A 23521-nucleotide genomic window follows, 5' to 3' on the forward strand; every position below is an offset into this window, starting at 1 on the left:
GCGTTTGCAGTTGCTGTTCTGATTTGTCATTCCCGAAGGGAATCTGCGTTTGCAGTCTCTACTCCATCAGGCAACTGCGTAATTCCCCCCAAAAAAGGCCCGCCGCAAGTGGTACGCTGTTCGTGCCTATGATTGCCTGAATCATCCAGCGAGCTGCCAGCGACGCCTCGGCCACAACCGGGCATCGCTATCCCATGCCATCCAGCCCCGCAAGATCCTTCAGGAGAAACGCAAAATGCCATCCTCAGGCAAAGCCACACCCAATATCGCAACGCCCCGTCTCCAACTAGTCGCCATCACCCCCGAGTCCCTAACCTCCGAGCAGAACTCCGACGGCAAACTAAGCGAGATCCTCCACTGCCGCGTCACCCCCGAGTGGCCCCACGCCGACTGGGAGCCGCACGTCCTCCAACTCCTTCAGCAGCGCTTCGCCGAAGACCCCACCGACATCGGCTGGCACCGCTACATCCTCCTTAGCCCAACCAGTAACCAACCCGCAACCCTCATCGGCTCTGTCGGGGCTGTTGCTGGCCCGACGATCCCCGCTCCGCTGAGATCGGCTACGCCATCCTCCCCGAGTTCCGCCTCCACGGCTACGCCCTCGAAGCAACGAAAGCCATAATCGCCTGGATCGAAGCCAACGATTCAACACCCAGAATCTTCGCCCACACCTTCCCCCACCTCACCGGCTCCATTCGCATCCTCGAGCACTGCGGCTTCACCCTTGAAGGCCCAGGCAAAGAAGAGAACACTATTCGCTATCGCAGAAACTAAACACCCGAAGAACGTAAAAAGATAGGGCGCGACCACCAGGTCGCGCCCTATCCTTGCACTAACTTACCAGCCTCTATCATGATCCTTCGGATAGACCGGAGGCGCTGGAGGTGCACCCGTAGCAGCCAGCGACACCGTACCCGCCTTGCTCAACGCAAGCTGCAGCGAGTAAGCCGTCAACCCAGGCCCGGGAGCAAGAAACGGAGTCAACGCAACCACCGCACTCTTCTTCCCGTTGTAGACCGAGGTCAGTCCATCCGTCTGTTCGTAGTTCAGGTTGTTCGCAGGATTCGTATTCGAGACCACTCGTCCCAGCACGCGATGCTCCGCCTCAACACCCATAATCGACGCAGCCACCTGGGCAAAGTACTCCAGATCCCGGCTCGTATAAGGCTTGCCGTTCGCATCCCTCTGTCTGCCCTCATAGCCCTTCGTATCCACGGCCATCTGCGCAAACTCGATCGTAGCGTTCAGATACGCGCCAATGAACGCATCCTCCAGCGCATTCAAAACGCCCGTAAACGCCGCCAGCGTATCGAAGGTTCCCGTCGGCAGATAAAACGTCTGCACCGGGTCCGTCGTCGAAGACGTCTTCCCAATCAACGAGCGCAGCAAATTCGCATGAGCAATCTCTTCGCTCAAAGCCGCCTGAAAGTACTGCACATTTCCCGCATTGCCTGCAGACGTTACATCGTTCGCAGAGCCACCCGGTCCTGCAAGATTCGGATCCATAATCACTGGCCCGACCAGACCGTTGTAATAGAACGTTGACGCAAGATCCTCCGCAATCAGAGCTGCAGTAAAGATCTCCTGCGCCGTATCGCCGCTCAGATTGTCGCGATCGTCATGATCGTCGCGATCGAACTCAGCACGAACCGGAGTTCCTGGAAGAAACGCCGCCGCTGCCGCAGACAATCCGAAGAGTCCAGCGCGTGTGACAAAGGAACGACGTGGCAGCTGGCCCGCTGCCGGTTTAAAAACATTGATTTCATTCATAAGCTGGCCCTCCCCGGGCCATCAAACACACTGCTACCTGCTAGATTTCATTTTTAAATTGAACGTGAATTAAACGAGGCCCGGTCGAACCGGAATCGGGAGGGGTACGATGCCTGCGAACAAAATGGCAAGACAGCAGATCCTTGCGGCTCCGACATCTTCAGAACGCGCCGGACCAGACAGCGGATTGCCCAGGTTTGTGAATTTTCATCGGCTCAAACATCCGAGCCTTTTATCGCATACACAAGAACGATGCGCCTCGTAGTCTCACCAGGAAATAACCAAGTTCAGGACGGCCCTGGCGCCCTGGAGCTGCGACAGAAGCAGAGTCATAACTGGAAACCTACTTGATGTAGTAACCCGCCACCCGCCAGATCTTATCTTTCTCGCGGCTCATGATCACAGTCTCCTGCGCCGTAGCTTTATGTTCAAAGCTCGTCTCATACAGAATCACCACATAATCTCCATCCGGAGCACCCGGCAGCAGCGTCGTATAGGTGGCACTCTGCAGCTTCCTGCTCTCCAGCTTTCCCATCGGCTCACGCACAGTCTTCATCGAAGATTCAAACTTCTCCATCGTGACCGCGTTCTTCACAACCTCCGAAGCCTCCGTCCAGCACTCCGCATACTTGCCCGCATCCAGCTTCGACATCCACTCTTCTGCCCCACGAGCAGCCAGTTGCACTGCATCCTGTTGCGCTTGCGGAGCATGTTCCTGCATCGCAAGACTCACTCTTCCGCGCGTCGCTCCCGCAATCACACACGCCGCCAGGACAATCCTTAAAACTCTACGCATTCAGGCCTCCCGTTAGTTACAAATCATCACTAAATCCAAATCCGCAAAACGACTTCAATCAAACCAGTCGCATACGCCTCGTCCAGCCTCCAATCCGAAGCTCACACAGTAAACCACATCCCTACCCCTTCACCCGAACATAAAACATCCGTTCATCCCCACCCGCATCTTCAATCGCAATCTCCCCATCCGCCCGCGCCACCACACTCGGAAACTTCTCCCCCCACTCCACCAGCACCAGCGCATCCGGCTCCTCCGCCATCTCCTCCAGCCCCAGCGTCAACAACTCCCGCTCTGTCTCCAGCCGATAAAGATCCAGATGAAACAGCCGCACCTTCCGCCCCGCATACTCATGCACCAGCGTAAAAGTAGGGCTAGTCACCTCGTCACTCTCCGCCGCCCCCAGCGCCGCGGCAATCCCCTTCACCAGCGTCGTCTTCCCCGCCCCCAGATCCCCCCGCAGCACAAACATCTTCGGTGCCGGCAGCAACATCTCCGCCACCCGCTCCCCCATCGCCAGTGTCCCCGCCTCACTCCGCGTCTTGAACCGTTTCTTCTCCCGCAACTCCAAACTCACGCGCTCGCCCTCTTCCATCATCTTCTCACCGGGCGAACCCGCATCAGCCCAGACTAATTCGGCTTCTCCTCCCCCTTCCGCCGATCGACCACCCTGTATCCTTCAGGCACCACGAAGTACCTCGGATCCGGCTCCGACGTAGTCAACTCCGTCGCCGAGAAAAACTGCTTCCCGCTCGTCGGATCGTCGACCTTCGAGATCAGATTGATGCCGAGCTTAGCCGAGTACCAGAACTCCCGCGTGCTCACCATCGGCAGATCGTTTCCCAGCACCCCGGGATTCAGCGTCACCGTCTCCCGATACCCGACCGTGTCCACTCCGTTCGAATTGCTTAGCCCCAGATCGTCATGCTGACGAAAACCTTGCCCGTCCGGCAACGGCCCGGTAGTCCCCATCCCTGGCTTATAGACCATCTCCGGCACTAACCCATAGGGCCGCACCTCGCAGACCTTTTCGTCGACGCCGCAGTTCAACCACGTGTGCTCCTTCGGATCGGTGATCTGAATGACGTCCATGCGCGACTCGATCTTGCTCCCCTTCGGCACCAGCAGCCAGCGCTCCTGGTAGATCCGCCCGCGTCCATCCCGCACAATGCGTCTCTTGTTGACCAGCGTGAACGAGCCTCCATTTCCCAGGGGCCGCGACCACTCCGTCACCAGCATCATGCTGAACGGAGCACCCGTCAGCGGCGGGATAAAGATACTCTCCATCCTCCCACTCGTTCCGCCATCCTGTGAGTGAACCACCGGAGGCTCCGGCTTGTTCTCACTCTGAGCAAGAACAAAAGGAGCCACAGCCAGCACAATCAGTGTAACCAGCACAATCAAAGGGAGCAGTCTCAACGACAGAACGCGCATCCGAACCCTCCGCACCACGGCGAAAGTATAGCCCTGAAATCTCTCAAAGCGACTGGAAAAACAACACACGCAGCCCGGCATCGAGCAACGCATCTCGAAAAAAAACGGATGCCCACTGGGAGCATCCGCCTTCAACTATTCCATCTGGTAGAAACCTGCTACTGCAACGGCACTGCCGGAAGAACGCTCGTTCCTTCGATGCGAACAGCATCCAGCGCCCTGGGATCGAGACCCAGAGCCTTCAGGATGGTAGGCGCAACCTGAGCGGTGCCTACCTCTTCACGAACCGTACGCGCCCGGAAGGAGGAGTGCGACAACAGCAGCACAACATTCGTATCGTCATGCGCAAACCCGCCGTGTTCAGACAGCTTTGCACTGCTACCGGAATAGGTAACGCCCACATTCGGAGTCACGATGATATCCGGCGTGCGCGGATCTTCCGTCGGCTTGTTGAAGTTCAACGCGAGCGAAGGGCCATAGTAAATCTGACCAAGCGCGATGCCGGTGGCAGAAGCATTCTCTTCCAGAATCTTCACGCTGGCCTCCGTCTCAGACGAACTCTTCAGCCAGAGCAGCGAGACATCATCTTCCGTCGGTCCGATGCCAGTGGGGTTGTTCGTCGACTCCGAGTACGGAATAAAGCCTGCATTCGAGAGTAGCGTAGCGGGCGAAGTTCCGTTGATCAGCTGAGAGACATACCGGCTGGAGTCGATCGGCGACTGACCGTGCTTGGCCGTAATCACGATCATCGTCGAGTCGTAAAGACCCTGTTCCTTCAGCTCTCTTACAAACTCGCCAATTGACGCATCGACAAACTTGATCTCCCCCAGAAGTGCCGCGGTCGGTGTCCCCGCTGCATCCAGATATCCACCCTTCACTCCATTGCTCTTCTCAACCAGCTTCTGTCCTACGCTGACTGCCTGGAAGTTCATCCCGAAGATATTAGGAACGTGAGTCTTTTTGGTGCCGAGGTGATTCTTGCCTTCAATCTCGTTCAGGATCGCATTGACCTTCAGGGTGTCGTAGCACTGGATGTTATCGAAGCTGTTGGTCCAGGACGAAAGATCTGAACCGGAATCGCGGATCGTCTCGCAGGAGTCGCCCGTCGGCGTCTTTACGTTTGGCAGGGCGACTACGTTCGAGTTGATTTCGGGTGAGTAGAAATCGTCGAGCGCAATCGGTCCAAGGCCCGAGGAAACCGACGCATAAGCCGGATGTTTATCCGACCACGCCGCATAGCCCCCCGCTGCGTGGATGACGCTGAAGATGCTGTTGGCACGGACGAAATCCCACGGAAAAACTGGATTGCAGCCGTTGTTCGGATCGCGAACAAGTCTCCGCGAATCGATCGAGTTCAGTCCGCCATCGGTCAACGACGCACCCGGTGCCCCACCGTTCAACTTGGTCTGATCAATGTCGATCCCTTCTTCATACTCGGTTCTCGTACCGGTGGGCGTTGTATAAGGAGTGCAGGGGCCAGCCGCAACGCCATTGCCGGTAGTCTTCGCCGGGGCATCCAGGTTCCGCGCGTAGGCGACATCGTAGTAAACCCCGGTCAGGGCAGGGCTGCCTCCAGTAACGATCGCCTCCAGGCCGGGAAAGGAATCGGACGGCTTCGAGGTGCTGGCCGAAACATAATTGACCCCGGTCTTGCCAAGCGCCGCAAGCGCGGGGCAATACGGCTCGCCGTAGTTGACCGTGCTGGTGCCGTTCGCGCAGTTCGCGAAGTCAACAGCATGCAGGCCGTCAACACTGATAAGCAGGACCCGCTTAATAGGTGAGTCGTGGTCTTCCGCGATCGCCGAACCGGCCGAACACACAAATGCCGCTAGAGACAGAGCAACTAACTTTTTCATGAAACCCTCCGGCAACGAAAACTACAGAGTCGCCACCAGACTGTCATTGCGGAATGATGAAAATTCGATAAACCAGAAAAATCGCCTGAAAAGAATCCCCTAATCGGGTGACGTTTTCATAGCGTCGAATTTGTCTGTTACCCGTTCGACAAAAAGATGCCGCCAGGCGCGTCCTGACACTAGAACCGTCTCCCACAACACTGAACTAGAGGCGCATCGACTCAATCAGTCCTCTCGTCTCAGAAAACGAAACGTCTCAAGCCATCGCCACGGTCCCCCCAGATACTCCCAAAGGTCGAACCCGCAAGCCTCCACCCGCATCGGTTGAAAACTCTGCCGCAGATCCTCCAGCAGAACGCGCGCTGCCTCCACTGTCGCTTTGTTCTGTACCACAATGTGAGGCGCGAATCGCTGCCGATCTTGCGCAGAAAGCCATGCTGCAAAGACACCCGCCAAATCCCCATGCAAGCGCTGCAGCACAGGCGATGCCAGCGTATACGCCACCCCATAACCCAGCGACCGGACTCCTGTCACTTCGACAGCAAACTTCGCCTCAACCCTGGCCGCCTCAGCCAGAGCCGTCCGAACCTCAGGAACATCAGGCAGCCGATGGAACAAGGTCAGATGAGCAGGAATCAAATTGCGCGCCACCGGAAAGTGAAGCCGCCGCAGCCGCTCGAAATGCCTCTGAGAAGCCTCATCCAGCCGCAACGTAACAAGGCAAGTCATAGCGCGAAACAGTTGCGCGTCATCATCAACTCCGCAATCCGCAGATCCAAACCAGCTCATCGTCATCCGATACCGAAACGCTCCGAAAGATGTGTAACCGTATCATCGCAAGTACAGTATCCTCATTATTTCTTGAAGTTGAAACAACGGCTCCGAAGGGAGCCAGTCCCAGCTTCAAAAAATCTAGCTCAACAATTCATCTCCACTGAAATCGAAACTATCTACGTGATTTCCGTTCTCGTAACGCTCAAAGCGGAGAGCATCGTGAAAAATCGTCTCTACAATCCATATCTCATGAACCTTGGCCAGTTGGGGAAACGATGTTCTCCGCTTCTCAAATTTCCTCTAACATGCTCGTCGGAAAAAGATTCATGTGTTGGCGTTCAAGAAGAAGAATGCGTTTATCGGCTTCGACATTCGCCAGCTTCGCCGAGGTCGTTTTCAATCTGCTGCCGACGAATTTGCAAAATTCCCTTTCTCTCAGCGGAATTGGTGTCATTGAGTGGGACCACTTTGACGTTTAGCGTGATGTCGCTAGCCTCCGTGACTGGACAGATATATTGCGAATGCCCTTGGCGACTAAGGAGTTTCCTATTAGATTTAAGCCAATCGTGTACTGCGTTTACCATTACGATGCGCTCGCCTCTTGCTCTTCGATTTAAAACACCGACGGGTATGAATACTTGTGTCCGAGAATGGTCAACGATTTATCATTTTCAATCTCGAGGAAAAACTCTTCGAAAGATACAAAATCCTCTTTGTCGCGCTGAAATGGTTCAATAAGCGTGTGCTCGATGGCGAGGGTCCTTCCGTCGGAACTTCTAGTCACAAATGCATCAACCCCGCCGGGCATCGTGAGATCGGGGCAAAAGATATCCTCGCCGGCCCAAGAACCATTTTCATAGGCAGAACAAAATCGTTGAATTAACGTATCTTCTCGTAATTCTTTGGTACGCATAGCTTGAATGTTCTTTTTGATGATCGCTCCGCTGAGCCCCTCTATCCAAAACGAAGCGTATTAGTCTAAAAGCCCGCCCGCAAACCACAGATCCAGATAAGCCCATCCGCATCCCGCACCCGATAGCGAAACGCATCCGAAAGATGTGTAACCGTATCGGTTGCAAGTACAGTATGCTCATCCATTGCATGCGCCGCAAAATCAGCCGCCAGTCCATGCAGATACACCGCAGCCTCCACCGCCCGCGCCACATCGTTCGGATACTGCGCCAGCATCCCCGCCACAATCCCTGTCAGAATATCTCCGCTCCCACCCTTCGCCATCGCCGGATTCCCACTCGTATTCACCCCAATCGAGCCATCCGGATGCGCAATCAGCGTCCGCCACCCCTTTAGCACCAGCGTCAGCTTGTGCTCCATCGCAAACCTCCGCGCCAGTCCCACCCGATCCGCCTCCACCTCCTTCACCGTCATCCCAGCCAGCCGCGCCATCTCCCCCGGATGCGGCGTCAGCACCATCACCCGCCCCTCGCCATTCAGCAGCTCCGTCTTTCCCTCAAACGCATTCAGCGCATCTGCATCGATCACCACCGGCACCGACGTCTTCTCCACGATCTGCCGTGCAAACGCCGGCGCATCCCCCTCAGTCGACAGCCCCGGCCCCACCGCCACCACCGAGATCTTCTTCACCAGCGCATCCAGCTTCGCGCCATCCAGGTTCTTGAATGAAACCGAACCCTTGGTCCCCTCCGCCAGCGGCACCGTCATCAACTCCGGCGCAATCCCCGCCACCAAATCCAGAATGCTCTTCGGCACCGCAGCCGTCACCAGCCCAGCTCCCGCCCGCAGACACGCCAGCGACGCCATCGCCGGAGCCCCCGCCTTCCCGTAACTCCCCCCAACCACCAGCACATGACCAAACCTGCCCTTATTCGAGTTCACATCCCGCGGCCTCTCCGCCATCGCCTTCGCCGAACCCGCCCAGGTAAACCCGCTCGCCGAAACCACCGCATCCTCAGGCGACCCGATCCCCGCGACCACCACCGGACCAAACACCCCGCCGGTCCTCTCATTGCGCGTCAGATGCCCAAACACATGCGCAATCTTGGGCGCGGTAAACGTCACCACCCCATCCGCCCGAAACGACCCCTCCGCCGTCTGCTCCTTCGAGTTCGCATCCCAGCCCGAAGGCAGATCCACCGCCACCACCGGTGTTCCCAGCCCCTCCACCATCCTCCGCAACGAAACCGCAAGCCCGCGCAGCGGCGGCTTGAATCCCGTCCCCACCACAGCGTCCAACAGTAACTCCGCCTCGTTCATCACACCTGCACAAGCCGTCAGACCACCCTCATCCACCACCTCATCCACCGCAACCGACGAGAACTCCTGCCTTAGCCTCCTAAGCGCCGTCGCCGCCTCCCCCTTCACCTCAGCCACCCGTCCCAGCAACACCACGCGAACCGAACGTCCCGCCTGCGCCAGCACTCGCGCCGCAACAAAACCATCCCCACCGTTGTTCCCCCTCCCGCACAATGCCACCACCCGAATCGCCGCCGGATACTGCCTCAGACAAAACTGCGCTACCGCCCCACCAGCCGCCTCCATCAATCTGTCCAGCGAAATCCCAAACTCTTCTGCAGTCCATCGATCCACCGACTGCATCTCTGTCGCCGTAAGAATCTTCATCTTTCCCTTCTACCCGATTCCCCCGCCGAAGCCAAGACGCCGCTGCTCCGCTTTCACCCCATCCACACACGAAACACAACAGCAAAGCCCAACCTCAAACGAGGTCGGGCCTTTGCTGAATTCAACTCAAAAAAGAGAGGACTGGACTCAACTCAAGTAGAGGGAATAAAGATCCAGCTCCAATAAAGGGACAAAGACGAAAATAAATCCCAAAAAATGGCACTTTTTTAGCAACGCAAAAACACGCTGCCAGACACCACCTCTTCACCACCGAAACACCACGCTGCCACCACGTTCTTACCAGCGCTTTTCACCACGTTTTGCCCCAACCCCTACTCAGAACCGCCCATAACGCCATTGCTTTCAACCGTCTGCTTCTGCAAGAAATAATCCTTATTCCACAGCGCCCGGTAGAACTCCCCGGTCAACTCAGCCGCCTTCGGCCCAAAGGTAGGACGTCCCCCCTCGAGAAAAAACACTGTAACTATCTGACCCTTCGGAGTATCCGCAAACGACCCGAACCACCCAAATCGAGTGCCGTTATTTGAGCACGTCCCAGTCTTGCCCATCACCGGAAACTGGCTGAAGTTAGCCCGCAGAGACCGCGCCGTTCCATACTCTACCGCGCCCGACATCCCCACCGAGATCTCAGGAATCAGCGGAGCAATATCCAGAACCCGCTTCACCTTCGGTTCAAACGTAGCCACATCCTCTGCAGTTTCGGGATGTTGCAGATAATAAAGAGTCCCGCCATTCGCGATTGCCGAAACCAGCGCACCCAATTGCAGCGGAGTCATCGAAACACTCTCGCCAAATGAGCACATCCTGCCCACTCCACCCAGCGACGCCGGCAGCACCTCATCTGGATACGTCCCCAGCTGCTCACCTTGAATGTGATATCCAGCCAGCTCGCCAAGCCCAAATTCATTGGCGTAATGTTTCACCCGCTCAAACCCGAGCTGCCGTCCAAGCGTCTCAAAATAAAGGTTATTCGAGTGAGCCAGAGCATCGGTCATGGTCATGTGGTAGCGTCCGCCCAGGTTCACAGGGGTATCCTTGCGAACGATCCCCTCCTCAAGCGCCGCTAAGGCCACCGTCAGCTTAATCGTCGAGCAGGGTTCAGCCCCCCGCGATAGCGCCAGCTTTTGGTTCACCATCGCCAGAATTCGCCCCGTCGAGGGATCAATCGCGATCGCCGTGCCATTCATATTGCCCAGAGCTTCAATCGCCGCCGCGCGAACCAGAGGATCCTCGCCCTCCACCACATCACCGAGCGTCAGATTGTCGGCAAACGAACTCGCCGAAAAGTGTTCCTGGTAACGCGTCCGCCGTACCGCCAAAGTCGGCCGGGCTCCCCGATGGCGCCCCACAACCCCATGCGTTGCAACAACGTGCGTCCTACCCCCATAAGAACCAGAACGAGTCGAACCTGAATGAGCCGAACCCGCGTGCGAAGCCCCCGAACGAGCCCTGACAGTAGTGGCAACTCGCGTCGTACCAGCGGAGTGTCGCCTGGCCTTCCCGGTTGGAGTCGTCCCACTTGCAGTCGTCGCGGCGTTAGCACCCACTCCAGCACCCAGAACAAGGCCGAAGAGGAGCGCGCCAAAAACCTTCAATGATCTCGACACAGGCGTTCCCTCTTAATGATTTGACTGCAATCGAACTGCCATCGATCCACAATTCGTCTAATAAAACACTAATTCAACACCATCTCTCAAAGTAGCGCCGTTCCCCATTCGTGCTACTCCCCACGAAATCAGTGGTACGCCTCAGTTCCCGCGTCGCAAAAACGCAGGAATATCAAGCTCATCCGGCTCTGCAGGATCCGCAGCCGCCACTGCCGCCGCGCTCCCAAACGCCGGAACCCGGACCGAGGAGTCCCCCGCCTCGCCCGTCACACTGCGCACGTCCTTTTGTTGGACGCGCATTGGCGCCGAAAAGTGAGTATCCCTCGCCCGCTCAACCGGTCCAGCCTCCACCCGATCCACCTCAGCAGCTCTGTCCCCGCGCACCCCAGGAACCCCAGGAGCCCGGAAAAAATCGTCATCAAACACCGACGCCGGAACCGGAACCAACTCCGCCGGAGCATCCGCCTCCATCTTCACCACCGGCTCCCTCCTCTCGCTCGTCTCATGCACCGGCCGCACCGCTTCTTTTGCCGGCTCTATCTCACTGGCAAATCTCGTACCCATTGGTCGGGCAGAAACCACGCGAGGCTGTATCGGCACGTCATACCGCATCGTTGGCAGCGTCGCCTCAGCCAGCATGCGCTCCCGCCGCTGCGGCATCTCCTGCTGCTTGAAGCCCGTCGCAATCACGGTAATCTTCACCTCATCGCCCATCGACTCATCCTGCACCGCGCCAAAGATGATGTTCGCATCCTCATGCGCCGCATTCTGAATGATGCTCGAAGCCTCATTCACCTCGCTCAGCTTCAGACTGCTCGACCCCGTAATGTTGATCAGAATCCCGCGCGCGCCATCGATCGCTCCCGCCTCCAACAGCGGCGAAGCCATCGCAGCCATCGCAGCCTCCACCGCACGGTTCGCACCAGACCGCACACCCGTCCCCATCACCGCGTAACCCATCCCGGCCATCGTCGTCTTCACATCGGCAAAGTCGCGATTGATTACACCAGGAATCGTGATGATGTCCGAGATCCCCTGCACGCCCTGCCGCAGCACATCATCCGCAATCCGGAAGCTCTCGAAAAATCCAGCATCCTTCGCCACCGCCAGCAGCTTCTCATTCGGAATCACGATCACGGTATCGACCGACTCCAGCAGCTCCTGCATCCCGCGCTCGGCCTGCTGCATCCGTCGCTTGCCTTCAAACGCAAACGGTCGCGTCACCACCGCCACCGTCAGCGCGCCCATCTCACTCGCCAGGCTCGCAATCACCGGAGCAGCTCCGGTCCCCGTACCGCCACCAAGCCCCGCAGTCACAAACACCATATCCGCGCCCTCTAGCGCCTCGATGATCTTGTCCGAATCCTCAAGCGCCGCGCGCCGCCCCACATCCGGATTCGCACCCGCGCCCAGTCCACTCGTCAGCTTCACACCCAGCTGCAGCTTCACCGGAGCATTCGACACCTGCAGCGCCTGCACATCCGTATTCGCCGCAATAAACTCCACGCCCACAACGTTCGCCGCGATCATGCGATTCACAGCGTTGTTCCCGCCGCCGCCCACGCCGATCACCTTGATCCTCGCTCCACGCGGTATCTCATCGTGATAGTGAATGCGGAGATCGTTCGGATCGTTAGAATTATTGGGCAAATTCGACATGGCAACAGGACTCCTTGAAAGTTGTTTAATTCTCCCATCTCCTTGCCCAACGCACGACCCCCGTTTTCCACCGCCCGTACCACGCATGGTTCCAAACTCTGCAAACTTGCACCGCTTTTGATAGGGTGCGGCACTCGAGACAGTGCCATCACCAATCGCGCGTCAACCTCTGTCGTCTCGACGGAGCAGGAAACACCTTTCCTCGCCGTCGCTCCGTCTCACGATCTTCTTTCCGCTTGCAAAGATCACACCCGCACCTCAAACTGGAAAAGTCCCTCCCAAACTCAAGAGCCCATCGGAGCCATCGCAATGAGCCTGACCCGACGTGTCTTCCTTCAGCGCATCGCCCAGATCGGCGGCTACTCCGCCGCATTCGCCACCATGCAGGCGCTCGGCCTCATGCCCGCCGTCGGCCAGTCTCCGCTCCCGCAGCTCCCCGCCGACTTCGGCAAAGGCAAAAAAATCATCATCCTCGGCGCAGGCATCGCCGGCATGACTGCCGCCTACGAGCTCCGCAAAGCCGGCTTCGACTGCACCATCCTCGAAGCACGCAACCGCCCCGGCGGCCGCAATTGGACCGTCCGCGACGGCACCAAGGTCGAGTTCACCGACGGGACCATCCAAAACTGCGACTGGCAGGACGGCGGCTACCTCAACGCCGGTCCCGCGCGCATCCCCTCCATCCACACCCACATCCTCGGGTACTGTCAGGAGCTCGGCGTTCGCCTCGAAGTCGAAGTCAACACCTCGCGCTCAGCCCTCATGCAGTCTCCAAAGCTCAACCACGGCGACCCCGTCCAGCAGCGACAGGTCGTCCACGACACACGCGGCTATCTCGCCGAACTCCTCTCGAAAGCGATCAACAAACACACCCTCGACCACGAGCTCTCCAAAGAAGAAACTGCCCGTCTTCTCGAATTCCTTCAGAACTTCGGCGACCTCAACAAAGATGGACGTTACACCGGCACTCCTCGCGCAGGCTTCATCACTGGCCCCGGTGCAGGCCCTGTCAACCCCGTTCTGCACAAACCGCTCAACTTCTCCGAACTCCTCGCCGCCGACATGTCCACCGGCGAGTTCTACGAAGAGCAGATCGACTGGCAGGCCACCATGTTCCAGCCCATCGGCGGTATGGATCGCATCGCATACGGCTTCGCAAACTCTCTCGGCGACATGATCCACTACGAGTGTCCCGTCACCGAGATCACCACCTCCGGCCAAAGCGTCACCGTCGCTTACACCAAATCCGGCACACCCCAAACCATCTCCGCCGACTTCTGCATCTGCACCCTGCCGCTGCCAATCCTCGCCAAAACCAAAAACAACTTCTCTCCCGAAACCCAACAGGCATTCACAGGCATGCCCATGGTTCCGCTCTATAAAATCGCCTGGCAGTCTCCACGCTTCTGGGAGAAAGAGAACAACATCTACGGTGGCATCTCCTTCCTCAAAGACAAAGTCGACCTCGTCTGGTACCCCACCGATAAACTCTTCTCTCCCACTGGGGTCCTGGTTGCTGGCTTCAACTCCGAGCAGGAGCTCATTGGCGGCCTCGGCGGCACTACCACCGGCAAGCTCTCCTCCTTCGGCGCACTCCCCACCATCGAAGCAAAGTTCGAAGCCTCCCGTCAGGCCGTTGAGCTCCTTCACCCAGGCCGCTCCCACCTGCTCACCAAACCGATCTATGTCGCATGGGCCAAGATCCCATACTCCCTCGGCTGCCTCGCGAACAACTTCGTCTCCGGCAGCGCCCCGGCCTACGCACAGCTTGAAAAACCCGAGGGCAAAACATACTTCGCCGGCGACTACCTCTCTCACCTCGTCGCCTGGCAAGAAGGCGCTGTCCTCTCCGCCCACCACGCCATCGAACGCATCGCAAAACAGATGCAGAGCTAATACACTCCCGCAACGAGTCGTCACCGTAAACGAAGTCATCACCCTAAACGAAGCCGTCATCCTGAACGAAGTGAAGGATCCCCGTATTTGCTTCTGCCGTTGTATCTGCTTCTGCCATTGCCGTTCTTTCTTCGTCATTCATGCAGAAGCACGACACCTAAAACCACCACCACGCCTCGCCCCTTACCATCGATGATCCTGATTCAAAAAATCGAATTACCAATAGCCGGACTGGAAGAACTTCACGTCGAAGCAAAAAGAGACGGCTACGACTTCATTGACACGCTCATTGACGAGTGGGCCAGCGGAGCCAATCGCTTCGAAGCCCCAGGTGAAGTCCTCTGCGGCTACCTCGACCACGGCCAGCTCGTCGCAGTCGGCGGGCTCACCATCGATCCCTTCACCACCGAACCACACACAGGCCGCATCCGCCGCGTCTACGTCCGCTCCGCATGGCGCAACCAGGGAGTAGGCCGAGCCCTCGTCTCCACCCTGGTAGAACAAGCCCTGAAGAACTTCCGCCACGTACGCCTCCGCGCAGAAAACGAAAACGCAGCACGCCTCTACGAAAGCATGGGATTCACGCCCATTGAAGACCCAGGCGCAACTCACACCCTCTCCTTCGAAGATCACAAAGATCGGAAAGATTACGCCGCCCACAAATAACCGCATCGAAAGCAGCGCCCAATAAATTCACCAACGAAATCCCGCTACGCAAAAGCCTGCAATCCAACCTGCGGTATGCTTGCAAACACTTAGGAGACACCACCTCATGATCCTCGAAGCCGAGTTGGACCGCGCCGATGCAACCACCGCCATCTTCCGTCTCACCGGACGCATGACCCTCGGCATGCGCCTGCGCGAAGTCGAATCTAGGATCACCGAAGTCGCCGGCAATGGAGTTCGTAAGCTCGTCCTCGAGCTCTCCGGAGTCGAATTCCTCGACAGCGCCGGCCTCGGGCTCCTCATGATCCTCTACGGCAAAATGAAGACCCACAGTGGCGAACTCCGTCTCGTCGCCCCCACCGGCCGCGTCCTTGAAGTCCTCAAGTTGACCTGCACCGACGCCATCCTTCCCATCGACCCGGATCTCGACGCCGCACTGGCAGCATGAACCACACCAAGAAGCAGAGCCTCAGACTCCCCTCGTGTGCACCCGACAACACGCGCATCTCAGGAGAAATCTGAAGCTCGTAACGCACCAAACAGCTAAAGCCAAGCCACGCTAGACCAGAGCCACCAGCTCCGACAGCCGATCCAGGCTCTGGCACCACCCCTGCGACATCCCCTCAAGGTGCTTCGGCGCAGCAGCAGACGTCGTCTTGATCACGCGCGCCACCAGCGAGATCTCCGTTCCGCCCCGCGCTTCTGTAAAGGTCACCGTGTTCATTACCTCGAACATCGGCTTGCCATGCTCATCGATCGCTGCTGTCACAAACACCAGCCTGTGTGGCCGATCGATCGTCACAAACCGCCCCGTCATCGGATACACCACGCCCTCCGGCGATTGCATATCGATCAAAATCGCGCCGCCGACCCGTGCATCCACCTGGTACACCCGGTTGGTGAAGCACTTCGGCCCCCACCACTTCGCCAGCTGTTCCCGATCGATCCACGCCGCAAACACCATCGCCGGCGGAGCCGCCACTCTTCGCGTTAGACAGACCTCAAGCAGCCCCGCTTCCATCACTCCTCCTTCAACGGCCATCTCTCACCTCGCGCAAAAGATCATCGAGCTTCTCGAAGCTGCTGTTCCAGCCCTTCATATGCCCATCGCGATCTTCTTCAGTTACGAAGAAAGTCTGGTGGAAGTTCATCGTCGTCTTCCCCTTATTTTCCTCAAACGTGATCGTAATCACAGTCTCGTGCTCCGGAAGTCCACTGCCCTCGTCCCACTGAAAGGTAAAGACCAGCCGTACCGGCTCAACCACCTCCAGATACTCACCGCCCTGCCATAGGTCGAGCCTGCGTTTCTCCCCGTCTCCCGTGTCGAAGCCGTCGCTATGCAAGCAGTTACGCCATCTCCCGCCCGGCCGCGCCACCGCCGTCAGGTTACGAGCCACAAAGTCGCGCGGCCCGAACCACTGTCTCATCTCATCGGGATTGGTCCACGCCTTCCACACCAGTTCGCGGGGTGCATCGAAGACCCTCGTAATCTCCAGCTCTTGCCGTGTTCTCACCGTTGGCGATACCGTCGCTGTGCTCATTCGAAACTCCTCCCTGTATCTTCGAGGCCCGACCTCTTCCAGGCCCTGTGCTCTCATACCCCTGTGTTTACGCCGTCACCATCGTTCAGAAAAGACGGCCCGCCAAATACTCCGCCAGCTTCTCGAAGGTCTGCTTAATGCCCTCAATCGAACCGTAGTCATGCACATTTTGTTCCCGAGCCTCAGCCATTTCAACGGCGCTTTCGACCACTCCCATTCTTCTTTCCGGCATCTCGCTTCTCCTTTTTCTGTAAGGCCTTCAAATACTCGTCCAATCGATCGAAACTCTGCTCCCAGAAGTTGCGGTACTCCTCCAGCCAGTCCGACGCCTGCTTCAAAGGCTCCGCCTTCAGCTTGCAGGGCCGCCACTGCGCCTCCCGTCCCCGCGTGATCAACCCAGCCTTCTCCAGCACCTTCAGGTGCCGTGAGATCGCCGGCATGCTCATCTCGAACGGAGCAGCAATCTCCGTCACCGAGGTCTCCCCCAACGCCAGCCGTGCAAGAATCGCCCGCCGGGTCGGATCGGCCAATGCAGAAAACGTCGAACTAATCTGATCTGTCATATCGCAATTAACAGCTAAGTTAAATAACCATAACGTTAAATACACAATCTGTAAACAAGAATCGCCACCAATAACTAAAAAAATCGCTTCGAACAAAAGCCTTCGACTATCGACTGGCGGAAGCCGACGGTTCCAACAGAAGTACCCATGCCCTGCTTCCAGGAACCCGCTGCCACCCCGGCGACGAAACATCAAACGGAATCTCCGTCGCCACCACAGCCACAGCACCCTGCCGCCGGAACACCTCCAGTACCTCTGCCTGGATCGAGGGATTATCGAAGAACAGATGCACATCCTGCACCTGATTCTGTGGGTCATACGCATCGTTCCCAATCGCTGCCACAATATGTAATCGAGCGGCGTAAGCCCACGTACAACGTATGTCGTTTCCTGGTGAGACCGAGGCCACTCTATCTCCCGCTTTCAAACCCAGTCCCCGCAGGTATTTAGCGATCTCCCACTGCCCCCCACTCTCCATATTCGTCCGCTGAACCGCCAGACGAACCGCACCATGCAGCCGCTCTGAAGAATTAAACACCGTAGCCGTCGCGAGAAGAGCGAGCGCAGCCGTACGCAATCCAACCCCGCCCGATCCCCGCCAGCGATCGAAGCGAAGAAACGGCGCCATCCCCAGCACACAGAGAAATCCCGTCACATACCGTCCTTCGACATGGATCAACAAAAGCATCAGATACCCAAGCAACGAAGGCAGGTACAAGATCCAGGGACTGATCGCCCCTCTAGCATCATCATCTTCGCTCTCGCGCGGCCAGAACGCGAGACAGCCGCAGAGAACAACAGCTACAGCGACGGGAAGAATATCTTGAAGCAAATACTTCGACGCAAGCAAGTTCCCGTAGACAGCTCGAACCATATTCTTCAAACTGAAAAACGGATGGTACCCCTCGTACCAATACACCAGGTTAAACTGTGGCGGGTAAGTCACAGGAAACGGCTCTCCAAAACCAAAGACCGGAGGATGGTTGTAGAGCAACTTCACCGGATGAATCGGAGTTCCCAACTCCCCCAGCCCTCCCTGCCACCCCATCCAGTGGCTTAAATGATTCACGTGAAAGGCGTAGTTCAGTGCTCCAGTCTCACCAAGCGTCGGGCGCCCAAGCGACCAGGACATGCCCGCGCTATAGACAACAACAAAAAGGAGGAACACACCACCGACACGAAGAAGCGGAGAGATAACACTGCGCCGCCCCCTGAACACGATCACGACCGCAAAGAAAATGCAGGAAAGAGTCAGGAAGATCGCTTTACACAGAAACCCCATCCCAAGCACAAGGCCCAGCCACGCTGCTGTACTCCGGGCTGGATTGGAAAACAACTTAAGCAGAAGCGCCGAGGCGAAAAAAAACAGGCAGGCCACCAGAAGATCAGGCCCAATCGTGGATACCCGTCCCACTCCTGTCTGCACACTGACAAAAATGCAGGCCGCACAAATCGATAGAAAGGGCGACAAGGAGTCGCGCTCTCCCCGCCCGGCACGCGCCATCCCCTGGAGTAGCCACAAAAACCCTACCCACGAAAAAAAGTAAATCGAAAGATTAAGCCAGAAGACCGCAGTCATCTCTCCTCGCGGAGTCGACGGAAACAACTGTCTCACCACCGACAACAGCAGAGGATATCCGATATTCCAAAGCGAATTCAGCGCCATCTTCCAGTCGCCCGCTTGAATCCTGTTGGCAACGTCGAGATAGGAGATGTCGTCCCCAAATAACTCCGGCTTCCCATACCTCCCTTCCAGAGCGCCGGCAATCATCACCGCGGCCCCAAGCAGGAGATAGAGCGATCGTTGCCGCCACCGCGACACGGCATCATTCTCTTTGGGATCCTGCTCATCCTCACCGGTCTGAAGCTTTTCGATCATCATGTCCACCAGTCGTCTGACTGGCTGATCCTGATCTGCGAACCATCCATTCACCGCAGTCGGCACGGTCTCTAACCCGTCCGGGCGAGGAGCCGGCTGCGCACACCAGAAACGCCAGCAATAGCTGCTGAAAGTTAGACGCTGATATTTTGCTTCATGTAATTTTTGGTTTGATCCGATGCAGTCTTCTGGAAGCCTGTTCCACTTCTGCTCCCAGGCAAAGATCAATCAAGGACAATTATCAAAGCAGATCAACAAACGCTTTCACAAACGCTGAGAAACAAAAGCGGTTCTAGAAGCTACCCGCAAAGATCGCCTTCAACTTCGCCTTCAGCCCCTGCTCTTCGCTCGCACGCCGAACCTGCGTCCTGTGCGTATACAACAGCATCCCAATCGCCGCCGAAAACTCCGGCACCGCCAGCTCAGCAGGCATCCGCGAGAGCGGCACCGGGTATCCGATCCGCGCCGGCACCCGCAACAAACTCTCCGCATTATCCAACAGCCCGGCCATGTTCGCGCCGCCGCCAGTCACCACACAGCCCGCGCCAAGTGCCTCCAGCACTCCACCCTGCCGCAGATTATCCCGCAGCATCGTAAACAACTCGCGCGCACGCGGCTCTAGAATCTCCGCCAGAAATCTCTGCCGCACCATCCGCGCCGACTGCCCGCCCCCACCCAGGGCACCGACCGCAAGGTTGCCGCCAACCTCAATCTCATTCAACTGCGGCACCGCCGTCACCACGCAGTGCCCATACATCTTCTTCAGATACTCTGCTTCCTCAACCGTCACGTGCAGCCCAACCGCCAAGTCATTTGTAAAGTGATCTCCACCGATCGGCAGCACCGCCGTATGCGCAATCGATCCCTCAAAAAAAACCGCAAGCTCCGTCGTGCTCGACCCTATATCAGCCATGCAGACGCCTAGCTCCCGCTCATCGGCGCTCAGCACCGCCTCAGCTGCGGCGATCCCCTCATACACCGTATCCATCACCTCGAGCCCCGCACGGTTCGCGCACGTTATCACGCTCTGCGCCACACCACCCGAGCACGTCGACAGATGCAGATTCACCTCAAGCCTGTTCCCCACCATCCCCACCGGATCATGAATCCCCGGCTGATCATCCAGGATGAACTCCTGCGGCAACAGATGAAGCACCTCGCGATCCGGAGGCAGCGCCACCGAACGCGCACGATCCACCGCAGCCCGCACCTCCTCCCGCGTAATCTCCCGCATCCTGCTGCCCATGCTGATGCCGCCGCGCGAGTTCACTCCGCGCACATGCGTCCCGCCAATGCCCACAATCGCCGTCTCAATCCCAGCCTTCGCCACACGCTCCGCCGTCAGCGCCGCACGATTGATCGCCTCCGCGGCCGGCCCCAGCTCCGCAATCAAACCCTTGCGCATTCCTCGCGACGGCTCCACGCCATGTCCCCGATACCGCAGCACACCATCCTGCAGCTCAGCCACCAGCACACAACTCTTCGTGCTTCCCGCGTCGAGCACGGTGATCAGATTGTCCTGCTTCTGATTCATGGTTGTACCGCCTGTGCAGGATGATACTGCGTCGAACCAGCCGACGGCTTCGCAACCACCGAATGGGGCTTCGCAACGACAACATGTTTCGCCTTTGGATCGACCTTCTTCGCCTTCACCGGCAAATGACTCTTCGCCGCACCATTTGCTGTCGCCTTGGCAGAAGCCTTGCTCTTCACCACAGCCGCGTGCTTCACTCCCGCAACGTGTGCCGCTGGCGCAGCTTTTGCGGGTGTCTTCACAACAGGCTTCGCCGCAGGCTTGGCCTCATCGATACTTGTATGCTGAGCCGCTCCAGCAGGCGTCTTCGTATCAGCCGCCATCACCGCCGCGCCGTTCGGCGACGAAGCCACCGGCACACCAGCTCCCGGCTGCATCTCCAGTACCACCTGCCGCTCATACCGCATATCCACCGACGAGAGCTTCGGATAAACCGTCCGCCACTCCGGCAGATGCTCTTCAAATCTCCTGTAGCGGTCCAGAAAATCCGCATCGCCAAAGTGAACCAGCACCTCACTCGACTTATCCGGAATCAACGCCTTCACATCCTCAGGATTCGACAGGTCCACCTCGCTCAGCCCCTGCGAAATCTTCTCCCCGCCCGTCCCCGCCGCCCCGTCCAGCTCCGACGTAAATCGCTCATAGATCTTCATCCGTGCCGCACGCGTCGACAGCGGATCATCCGCCGAGATCCCCGTCACCACCGGAAACGAATACTTCCCATCCGGCTTGGCCCCCACCGGCATATCCAGCAGCACGCCGTTCCCATCTACCAATCCAATATGATTTCCCTGCCGCACAAACGCCACCGGCGTCCTCTCCACAATCGACACCCTCATCCGGTTCGGCAGCAGCCGCATCACCGTCGCATGCGCCACCCACGGCAGCCGCTCCAGCTCCGCGCGCCTCTGCGTCAGCGACACCGTAAAGATATTCCGCTCCACATCCTCGCCAAAGATGCTCAACAGCTGCGCCCGCGTCACATGCGCATTCCCCTGAAACTCAATCGACGATGACGAAGGAATCACAAACCGCTCATCGTGCAACAAAAAACTCCTCGCCATCGCAAACAGCCCGGCGCAGACCCCAAGCAGAACCAACACCCCACATCCCGCAGCGATCCTTCCCCACTTGGTCGCAGGCACTCCGCGAAACCGCACCCGTACCCCCGCCTTGCGTCGTCCCACCGGAGCGTCATCGTCCCAATGCGGATCGTCCGCAAAGTCCTCGCTGAGATCGCGACGCAGCCGCCGCTCCGGCGAAGCCGACACCCGCCGCGGCCCCCGCGCGCCTCGAGACTCCGAGACGTAATTCTTTTCAGGCGCCTCTAGCACCGTTGTTCCACCCCTCGAAAAAGCATCGCTTTGTCGCACGCCTGAGCAAGGCCGCGAGAATCGCCATCCTGAGCATAACTCGCACCGCGCCTGCCATTCCCACCCATCTTCAGCATGTACCCTTTCAGGAACTCACCCATTCGTCCCACTTCAAGATAAAGCCTCCAGCAACGCAGCCCCCGCCTGCGATACACTCCCCGCCCCCAGCGTCAAAATCACATCCCCTACCTTTGCCTCCCGCACCAGCGCCGCGACGCCCTCATCCACCGAAGCCGCATACTCCACCCCAGCTCCACCCGCAGCCCGAATCGCCTTCACCAGCGTCTGCGCATCAACCCCCGCAATTGGAGCCTCACTCGCCGCATAGATATCCAACACCTCAACCGTATCCGCGTCCCTGAAAGCCCCCGCAAACTCCGCCATCAAATCCAGCGTCCGCGTAAACCGATGCGGCTGAAACAAAACATGCAACCGCGAGTACCCACACTCCCGCGCCGCCCGCAGCGTAGCCAAAATCTCCGTCGGATGATGTCCATAGTCATCCACCACAGTCACGCCCCGCACCTCACCCTTGATCTGAAACCGCCGATCCACCCCACGAAACGTCTCCAGCCCCGCCGCAATCTGGTCCGGAGCCACCCCCAGCTGCACCCCCACCGCCACCGCAGCCGCAGCATTCAACACATTATGCCGCCCCGGAACATGCAGCCGAAACTTCCCCAACACAAGCCCCTTGTAGTTCACAGCGAAACACGAGTGACACTCCGCATCCTTCGGCAACACCTCCACGCGAAAGTCCGCATCCACACTTTCGCCATAGGTATAAACCTTCCGCCTCACCCGCGGCAGCACCGTTCGCAGCAGGGCATTATCCACGCACGCCGTAGTCGCTCCATAGAACGGCAGCCTATCCATAAACTCGAGAAACGCTCCCTCAACATCCTCCATATCGCGATAGCAATCCATATGTTCGCGATCCAGATTCGTCACCACCGCCAGCACCGGCGACAGCTTCAAAAAACTCCGGTCGCTCTCATCCGCCTCCGCCACCAGGTACTGCGAGTTGCCCAGCCGAGCATTCGACCCCAGCGCATTCACCCTTCCACCCACCACCACCGTCGGATCCAGCCCGCCCCCTGCCAGCACCGCCGCCACCATCGAGGTCGTCGTAGTCTTCCCATGCATTCCCGCCACGGCGATCCCATACTTCAGCCGCATCAGCTCCGCCAGCATCTCCGCCCGCTGAATCACCGGAATCTTCCGCTCCCGCGCATCCAGCACCTCAGGATTGTCCTTAGCCACTGCCGAACTCGTCACGACAACATCGCTGGCAGCAGCATTGCTTGCAACGTGTCCCTCAAAGATTCGCGCCCCCATCCCCAGCAGCCGATCCGTCACCGCACTCCGCCGCAGGTCGCTCCCCGAGACCGAGTACCCCATCGTCAGCAGAATCTCCGCGATCCCGCTCATCCCAATCCCGCCGATCCCGATAAAGTGAATCCTCTGCGACGGGGCAAACAAAAAATGTCCAGGCACAAACATGCTGACCAATCTCTACTTTCAAAAAATTGCGCGCAACGAGCTAATCCTTCA

22 protein-coding genes are annotated in these 23521 nt (G+C 58.1%); 5 read left to right on the top strand and 17 right to left on the bottom strand.

All coding sequences use genetic code 11. The annotated features are described in order from the left end of the window. Positions 1-235: 235 nt before the first annotated feature. The gene (locus RBB75_RS01920; RefSeq protein ID WP_353069345.1) at positions 236-622 is read left to right on the top strand and encodes a hypothetical protein; all 387 of its coding nucleotides are present in this window, start codon (positions 236-238) and stop codon (positions 620-622) included. Further along, positions 568-774 carry a GNAT family N-acetyltransferase gene (locus RBB75_RS01925; protein WP_353070345.1) on the top strand — a complete coding sequence of 69 codons (207 nt, stop codon included), beginning with the start codon at positions 568-570 and terminating at the stop codon, positions 772-774. The genes RBB75_RS01920 and RBB75_RS01925 overlap by 55 nt, the downstream gene beginning before the upstream one ends. Positions 775-837: 63 nt before the next feature. Here RBB75_RS01925 and RBB75_RS01930 read toward each other — a convergent pair whose 3' ends face one another. From RBB75_RS01930 to ftsZ, 10 genes are all read right to left on the bottom strand, one after another. Continuing rightward, the gene (locus tag RBB75_RS01930) at positions 838-1770 is read right to left on the bottom strand and encodes a ferritin-like domain-containing protein (RefSeq protein WP_353069346.1); all 933 of its coding nucleotides are present in this window, start codon (positions 1768-1770) and stop codon (positions 838-840) included. Positions 1771-2113: 343 nt separating this feature from the next. Continuing rightward, positions 2114-2566, bottom strand: a complete 453-nt coding sequence (locus tag RBB75_RS01935) for a DUF4019 domain-containing protein (RefSeq protein ID WP_353069347.1) — start codon at positions 2564-2566, stop codon at positions 2114-2116. Positions 2567-2687: 121 nt separating this feature from the next. Then, positions 2688-3143, bottom strand: a complete 456-nt coding sequence (tsaE, locus tag RBB75_RS01940; protein WP_353069348.1) for a tRNA (adenosine(37)-N6)-threonylcarbamoyltransferase complex ATPase subunit type 1 TsaE — start codon at positions 3141-3143, stop codon at positions 2688-2690. A gap of 53 nt (positions 3144-3196) precedes the next feature. Further along, entirely contained in the window at positions 3197-4000 is an 804-nt protein-coding gene (locus tag RBB75_RS01945) for a hypothetical protein (protein WP_353069349.1), read from the bottom strand. Positions 4001-4158: 158 nt separating this feature from the next. Further along, entirely contained in the window at positions 4159-5856 is a 1698-nt protein-coding gene (locus tag RBB75_RS01950) for an alkaline phosphatase family protein (RefSeq protein WP_353069350.1), read from the bottom strand. Between the two features lie 225 nt (positions 5857-6081). Continuing rightward, entirely contained in the window at positions 6082-6651 is a 570-nt protein-coding gene (locus RBB75_RS01955) for a 2'-5' RNA ligase family protein (RefSeq protein WP_353069351.1), read from the bottom strand. A 592-nt stretch (positions 6652-7243) separates the two neighbouring features. Further along, positions 7244-7543 (bottom strand): hypothetical protein, encoded by a 300-nt coding sequence (locus RBB75_RS01960; protein ID WP_353069352.1) that lies wholly within the window; start codon positions 7541-7543, stop codon positions 7244-7246. 65 nt (positions 7544-7608) lie between these two features. Further along, positions 7609-9228, bottom strand: coding sequence for an NAD(P)H-hydrate dehydratase (locus RBB75_RS01965; RefSeq protein WP_353069353.1), 1620 nt, complete (start codon positions 9226-9228; stop codon positions 7609-7611). A gap of 332 nt (positions 9229-9560) precedes the next feature. Beyond that, on the bottom strand, positions 9561-10856 hold the full coding sequence (locus tag RBB75_RS01970) for a penicillin-binding transpeptidase domain-containing protein (protein ID WP_353069354.1): 1296 nt from the start codon (positions 10854-10856) through the stop codon (positions 9561-9563). Positions 10857-10997: 141 nt separating this feature from the next. Further along, on the bottom strand, positions 10998-12515 hold the full coding sequence (gene ftsZ, locus RBB75_RS01975; RefSeq protein ID WP_353069355.1) for a cell division protein FtsZ: 1518 nt from the start codon (positions 12513-12515) through the stop codon (positions 10998-11000). Between the two features lie 309 nt (positions 12516-12824). Between ftsZ and RBB75_RS01980 the strand changes: the two genes are divergently transcribed. The 3 genes from RBB75_RS01980 (at position 12825) to RBB75_RS01990 (ending at position 15525) form a co-directional block, all read left to right on the top strand. Continuing rightward, entirely contained in the window at positions 12825-14411 is a 1587-nt protein-coding gene (locus RBB75_RS01980; protein ID WP_353069356.1) for a flavin monoamine oxidase family protein, read from the top strand. 192 nt (positions 14412-14603) lie between these two features. Then, entirely contained in the window at positions 14604-15077 is a 474-nt protein-coding gene (locus RBB75_RS01985; RefSeq protein WP_353069357.1) for a GNAT family N-acetyltransferase, read from the top strand. Between the two features lie 106 nt (positions 15078-15183). Then, positions 15184-15525 carry an STAS domain-containing protein gene (locus tag RBB75_RS01990; RefSeq protein WP_179639118.1) on the top strand — a complete coding sequence of 114 codons (342 nt, stop codon included), beginning with the start codon at positions 15184-15186 and terminating at the stop codon, positions 15523-15525. Positions 15526-15636: 111 nt separating this feature from the next. Here the strand turns inward: RBB75_RS01990 and RBB75_RS01995 are convergent, their stop codons facing one another. The 7 genes from RBB75_RS01995 to murC all read right to left on the bottom strand — a co-directional run bounded on the left by RBB75_RS01995 (position 15637) and on the right by murC (position 23470). After that, positions 15637-16119 carry an SRPBCC family protein gene (locus RBB75_RS01995; RefSeq protein WP_179639119.1) on the bottom strand — a complete coding sequence of 161 codons (483 nt, stop codon included), beginning with the start codon at positions 16117-16119 and terminating at the stop codon, positions 15637-15639. Further along, a complete protein-coding gene (locus RBB75_RS02000; protein WP_179639120.1) occupies positions 16109-16618 on the bottom strand; it encodes an SRPBCC domain-containing protein in 510 nt (169 codons plus the stop codon). The genes RBB75_RS01995 and RBB75_RS02000 overlap by 11 nt, the downstream gene beginning before the upstream one ends. A 191-nt stretch (positions 16619-16809) precedes the next feature. Continuing rightward, positions 16810-17181, bottom strand: a complete 372-nt coding sequence (locus RBB75_RS02005; RefSeq protein WP_353069358.1) for an ArsR/SmtB family transcription factor — start codon at positions 17179-17181, stop codon at positions 16810-16812. Positions 17182-17287: 106 nt separating this feature from the next. Beyond that, entirely contained in the window at positions 17288-19126 is a 1839-nt protein-coding gene (locus tag RBB75_RS02010) for a hypothetical protein (protein ID WP_353069359.1), read from the bottom strand. Positions 19127-19352: 226 nt separating this feature from the next. Further along, positions 19353-20594 (bottom strand): cell division protein FtsA, encoded by a 1242-nt coding sequence (gene ftsA / locus RBB75_RS02015; protein ID WP_353069360.1) that lies wholly within the window; start codon positions 20592-20594, stop codon positions 19353-19355. Then, entirely contained in the window at positions 20591-21928 is a 1338-nt protein-coding gene (locus RBB75_RS02020; protein ID WP_353069361.1) for a cell division protein FtsQ/DivIB, read from the bottom strand. The genes ftsA and RBB75_RS02020 overlap by 4 nt, the downstream gene beginning before the upstream one ends. A 150-nt stretch (positions 21929-22078) precedes the next feature. After that, positions 22079-23470: a UDP-N-acetylmuramate--L-alanine ligase gene (gene murC, locus RBB75_RS02025; RefSeq protein WP_179639124.1), complete on the bottom strand. Its 1392-nt coding sequence runs from the start codon at positions 23468-23470 to the stop codon at positions 22079-22081. Positions 23471-23521: the final 51 nt, after the last annotated feature.

Source organism: Tunturibacter empetritectus (assembly GCF_040358985.1).
GTDB lineage: Bacteria > Acidobacteriota > Terriglobia > Terriglobales > Acidobacteriaceae > Edaphobacter > Edaphobacter empetritectus.

Coding starts and splice junctions, on each gene's coding strand:
- RBB75_RS01920 (WP_353069345.1), top strand. CDS start 236: ATGCCATCCTCAGGCAAAGCCACACCCAATATCGCAACGCCCCGTCTC.
- RBB75_RS01930 (WP_353069346.1), bottom strand. CDS start 1,770: ATGAATGAAATCAATGTTTTTAAACCGGCAGCGGGCCAGCTGCCACGT.
- RBB75_RS01935 (WP_353069347.1), bottom strand. CDS start 2,566: ATGCGTAGAGTTTTAAGGATTGTCCTGGCGGCGTGTGTGATTGCGGGA.
- RBB75_RS01945 (WP_353069349.1), bottom strand. CDS start 4,000: ATGCGCGTTCTGTCGTTGAGACTGCTCCCTTTGATTGTGCTGGTTACA.
- RBB75_RS01950 (WP_353069350.1), bottom strand. CDS start 5,856: ATGAAAAAGTTAGTTGCTCTGTCTCTAGCGGCATTTGTGTGTTCGGCC.
- RBB75_RS01955 (WP_353069351.1), bottom strand. CDS start 6,651: ATGACGATGAGCTGGTTTGGATCTGCGGATTGCGGAGTTGATGATGAC.
- RBB75_RS01960 (WP_353069352.1), bottom strand. CDS start 7,543: ATGCGTACCAAAGAATTACGAGAAGATACGTTAATTCAACGATTTTGT.
- RBB75_RS01965 (WP_353069353.1), bottom strand. CDS start 9,228: ATGAAGATTCTTACGGCGACAGAGATGCAGTCGGTGGATCGATGGACT.
- ftsZ (WP_353069355.1), bottom strand. CDS start 12,515: ATGTCGAATTTGCCCAATAATTCTAACGATCCGAACGATCTCCGCATT.
- RBB75_RS01980 (WP_353069356.1), top strand. CDS start 12,825: ATGAGCCTGACCCGACGTGTCTTCCTTCAGCGCATCGCCCAGATCGGC.
- RBB75_RS01985 (WP_353069357.1), top strand. CDS start 14,604: ATGATCCTGATTCAAAAAATCGAATTACCAATAGCCGGACTGGAAGAA.
- RBB75_RS01990 (WP_179639118.1), top strand. CDS start 15,184: ATGATCCTCGAAGCCGAGTTGGACCGCGCCGATGCAACCACCGCCATC.
- RBB75_RS01995 (WP_179639119.1), bottom strand. CDS start 16,119: ATGGCCGTTGAAGGAGGAGTGATGGAAGCGGGGCTGCTTGAGGTCTGT.
- RBB75_RS02000 (WP_179639120.1), bottom strand. CDS start 16,618: ATGAGCACAGCGACGGTATCGCCAACGGTGAGAACACGGCAAGAGCTG.
- RBB75_RS02005 (WP_353069358.1), bottom strand. CDS start 17,181: ATGACAGATCAGATTAGTTCGACGTTTTCTGCATTGGCCGATCCGACC.
- ftsA (WP_353069360.1), bottom strand. CDS start 20,594: ATGAATCAGAAGCAGGACAATCTGATCACCGTGCTCGACGCGGGAAGC.
- murC (WP_179639124.1), bottom strand. CDS start 23,470: ATGTTTGTGCCTGGACATTTTTTGTTTGCCCCGTCGCAGAGGATTCAC.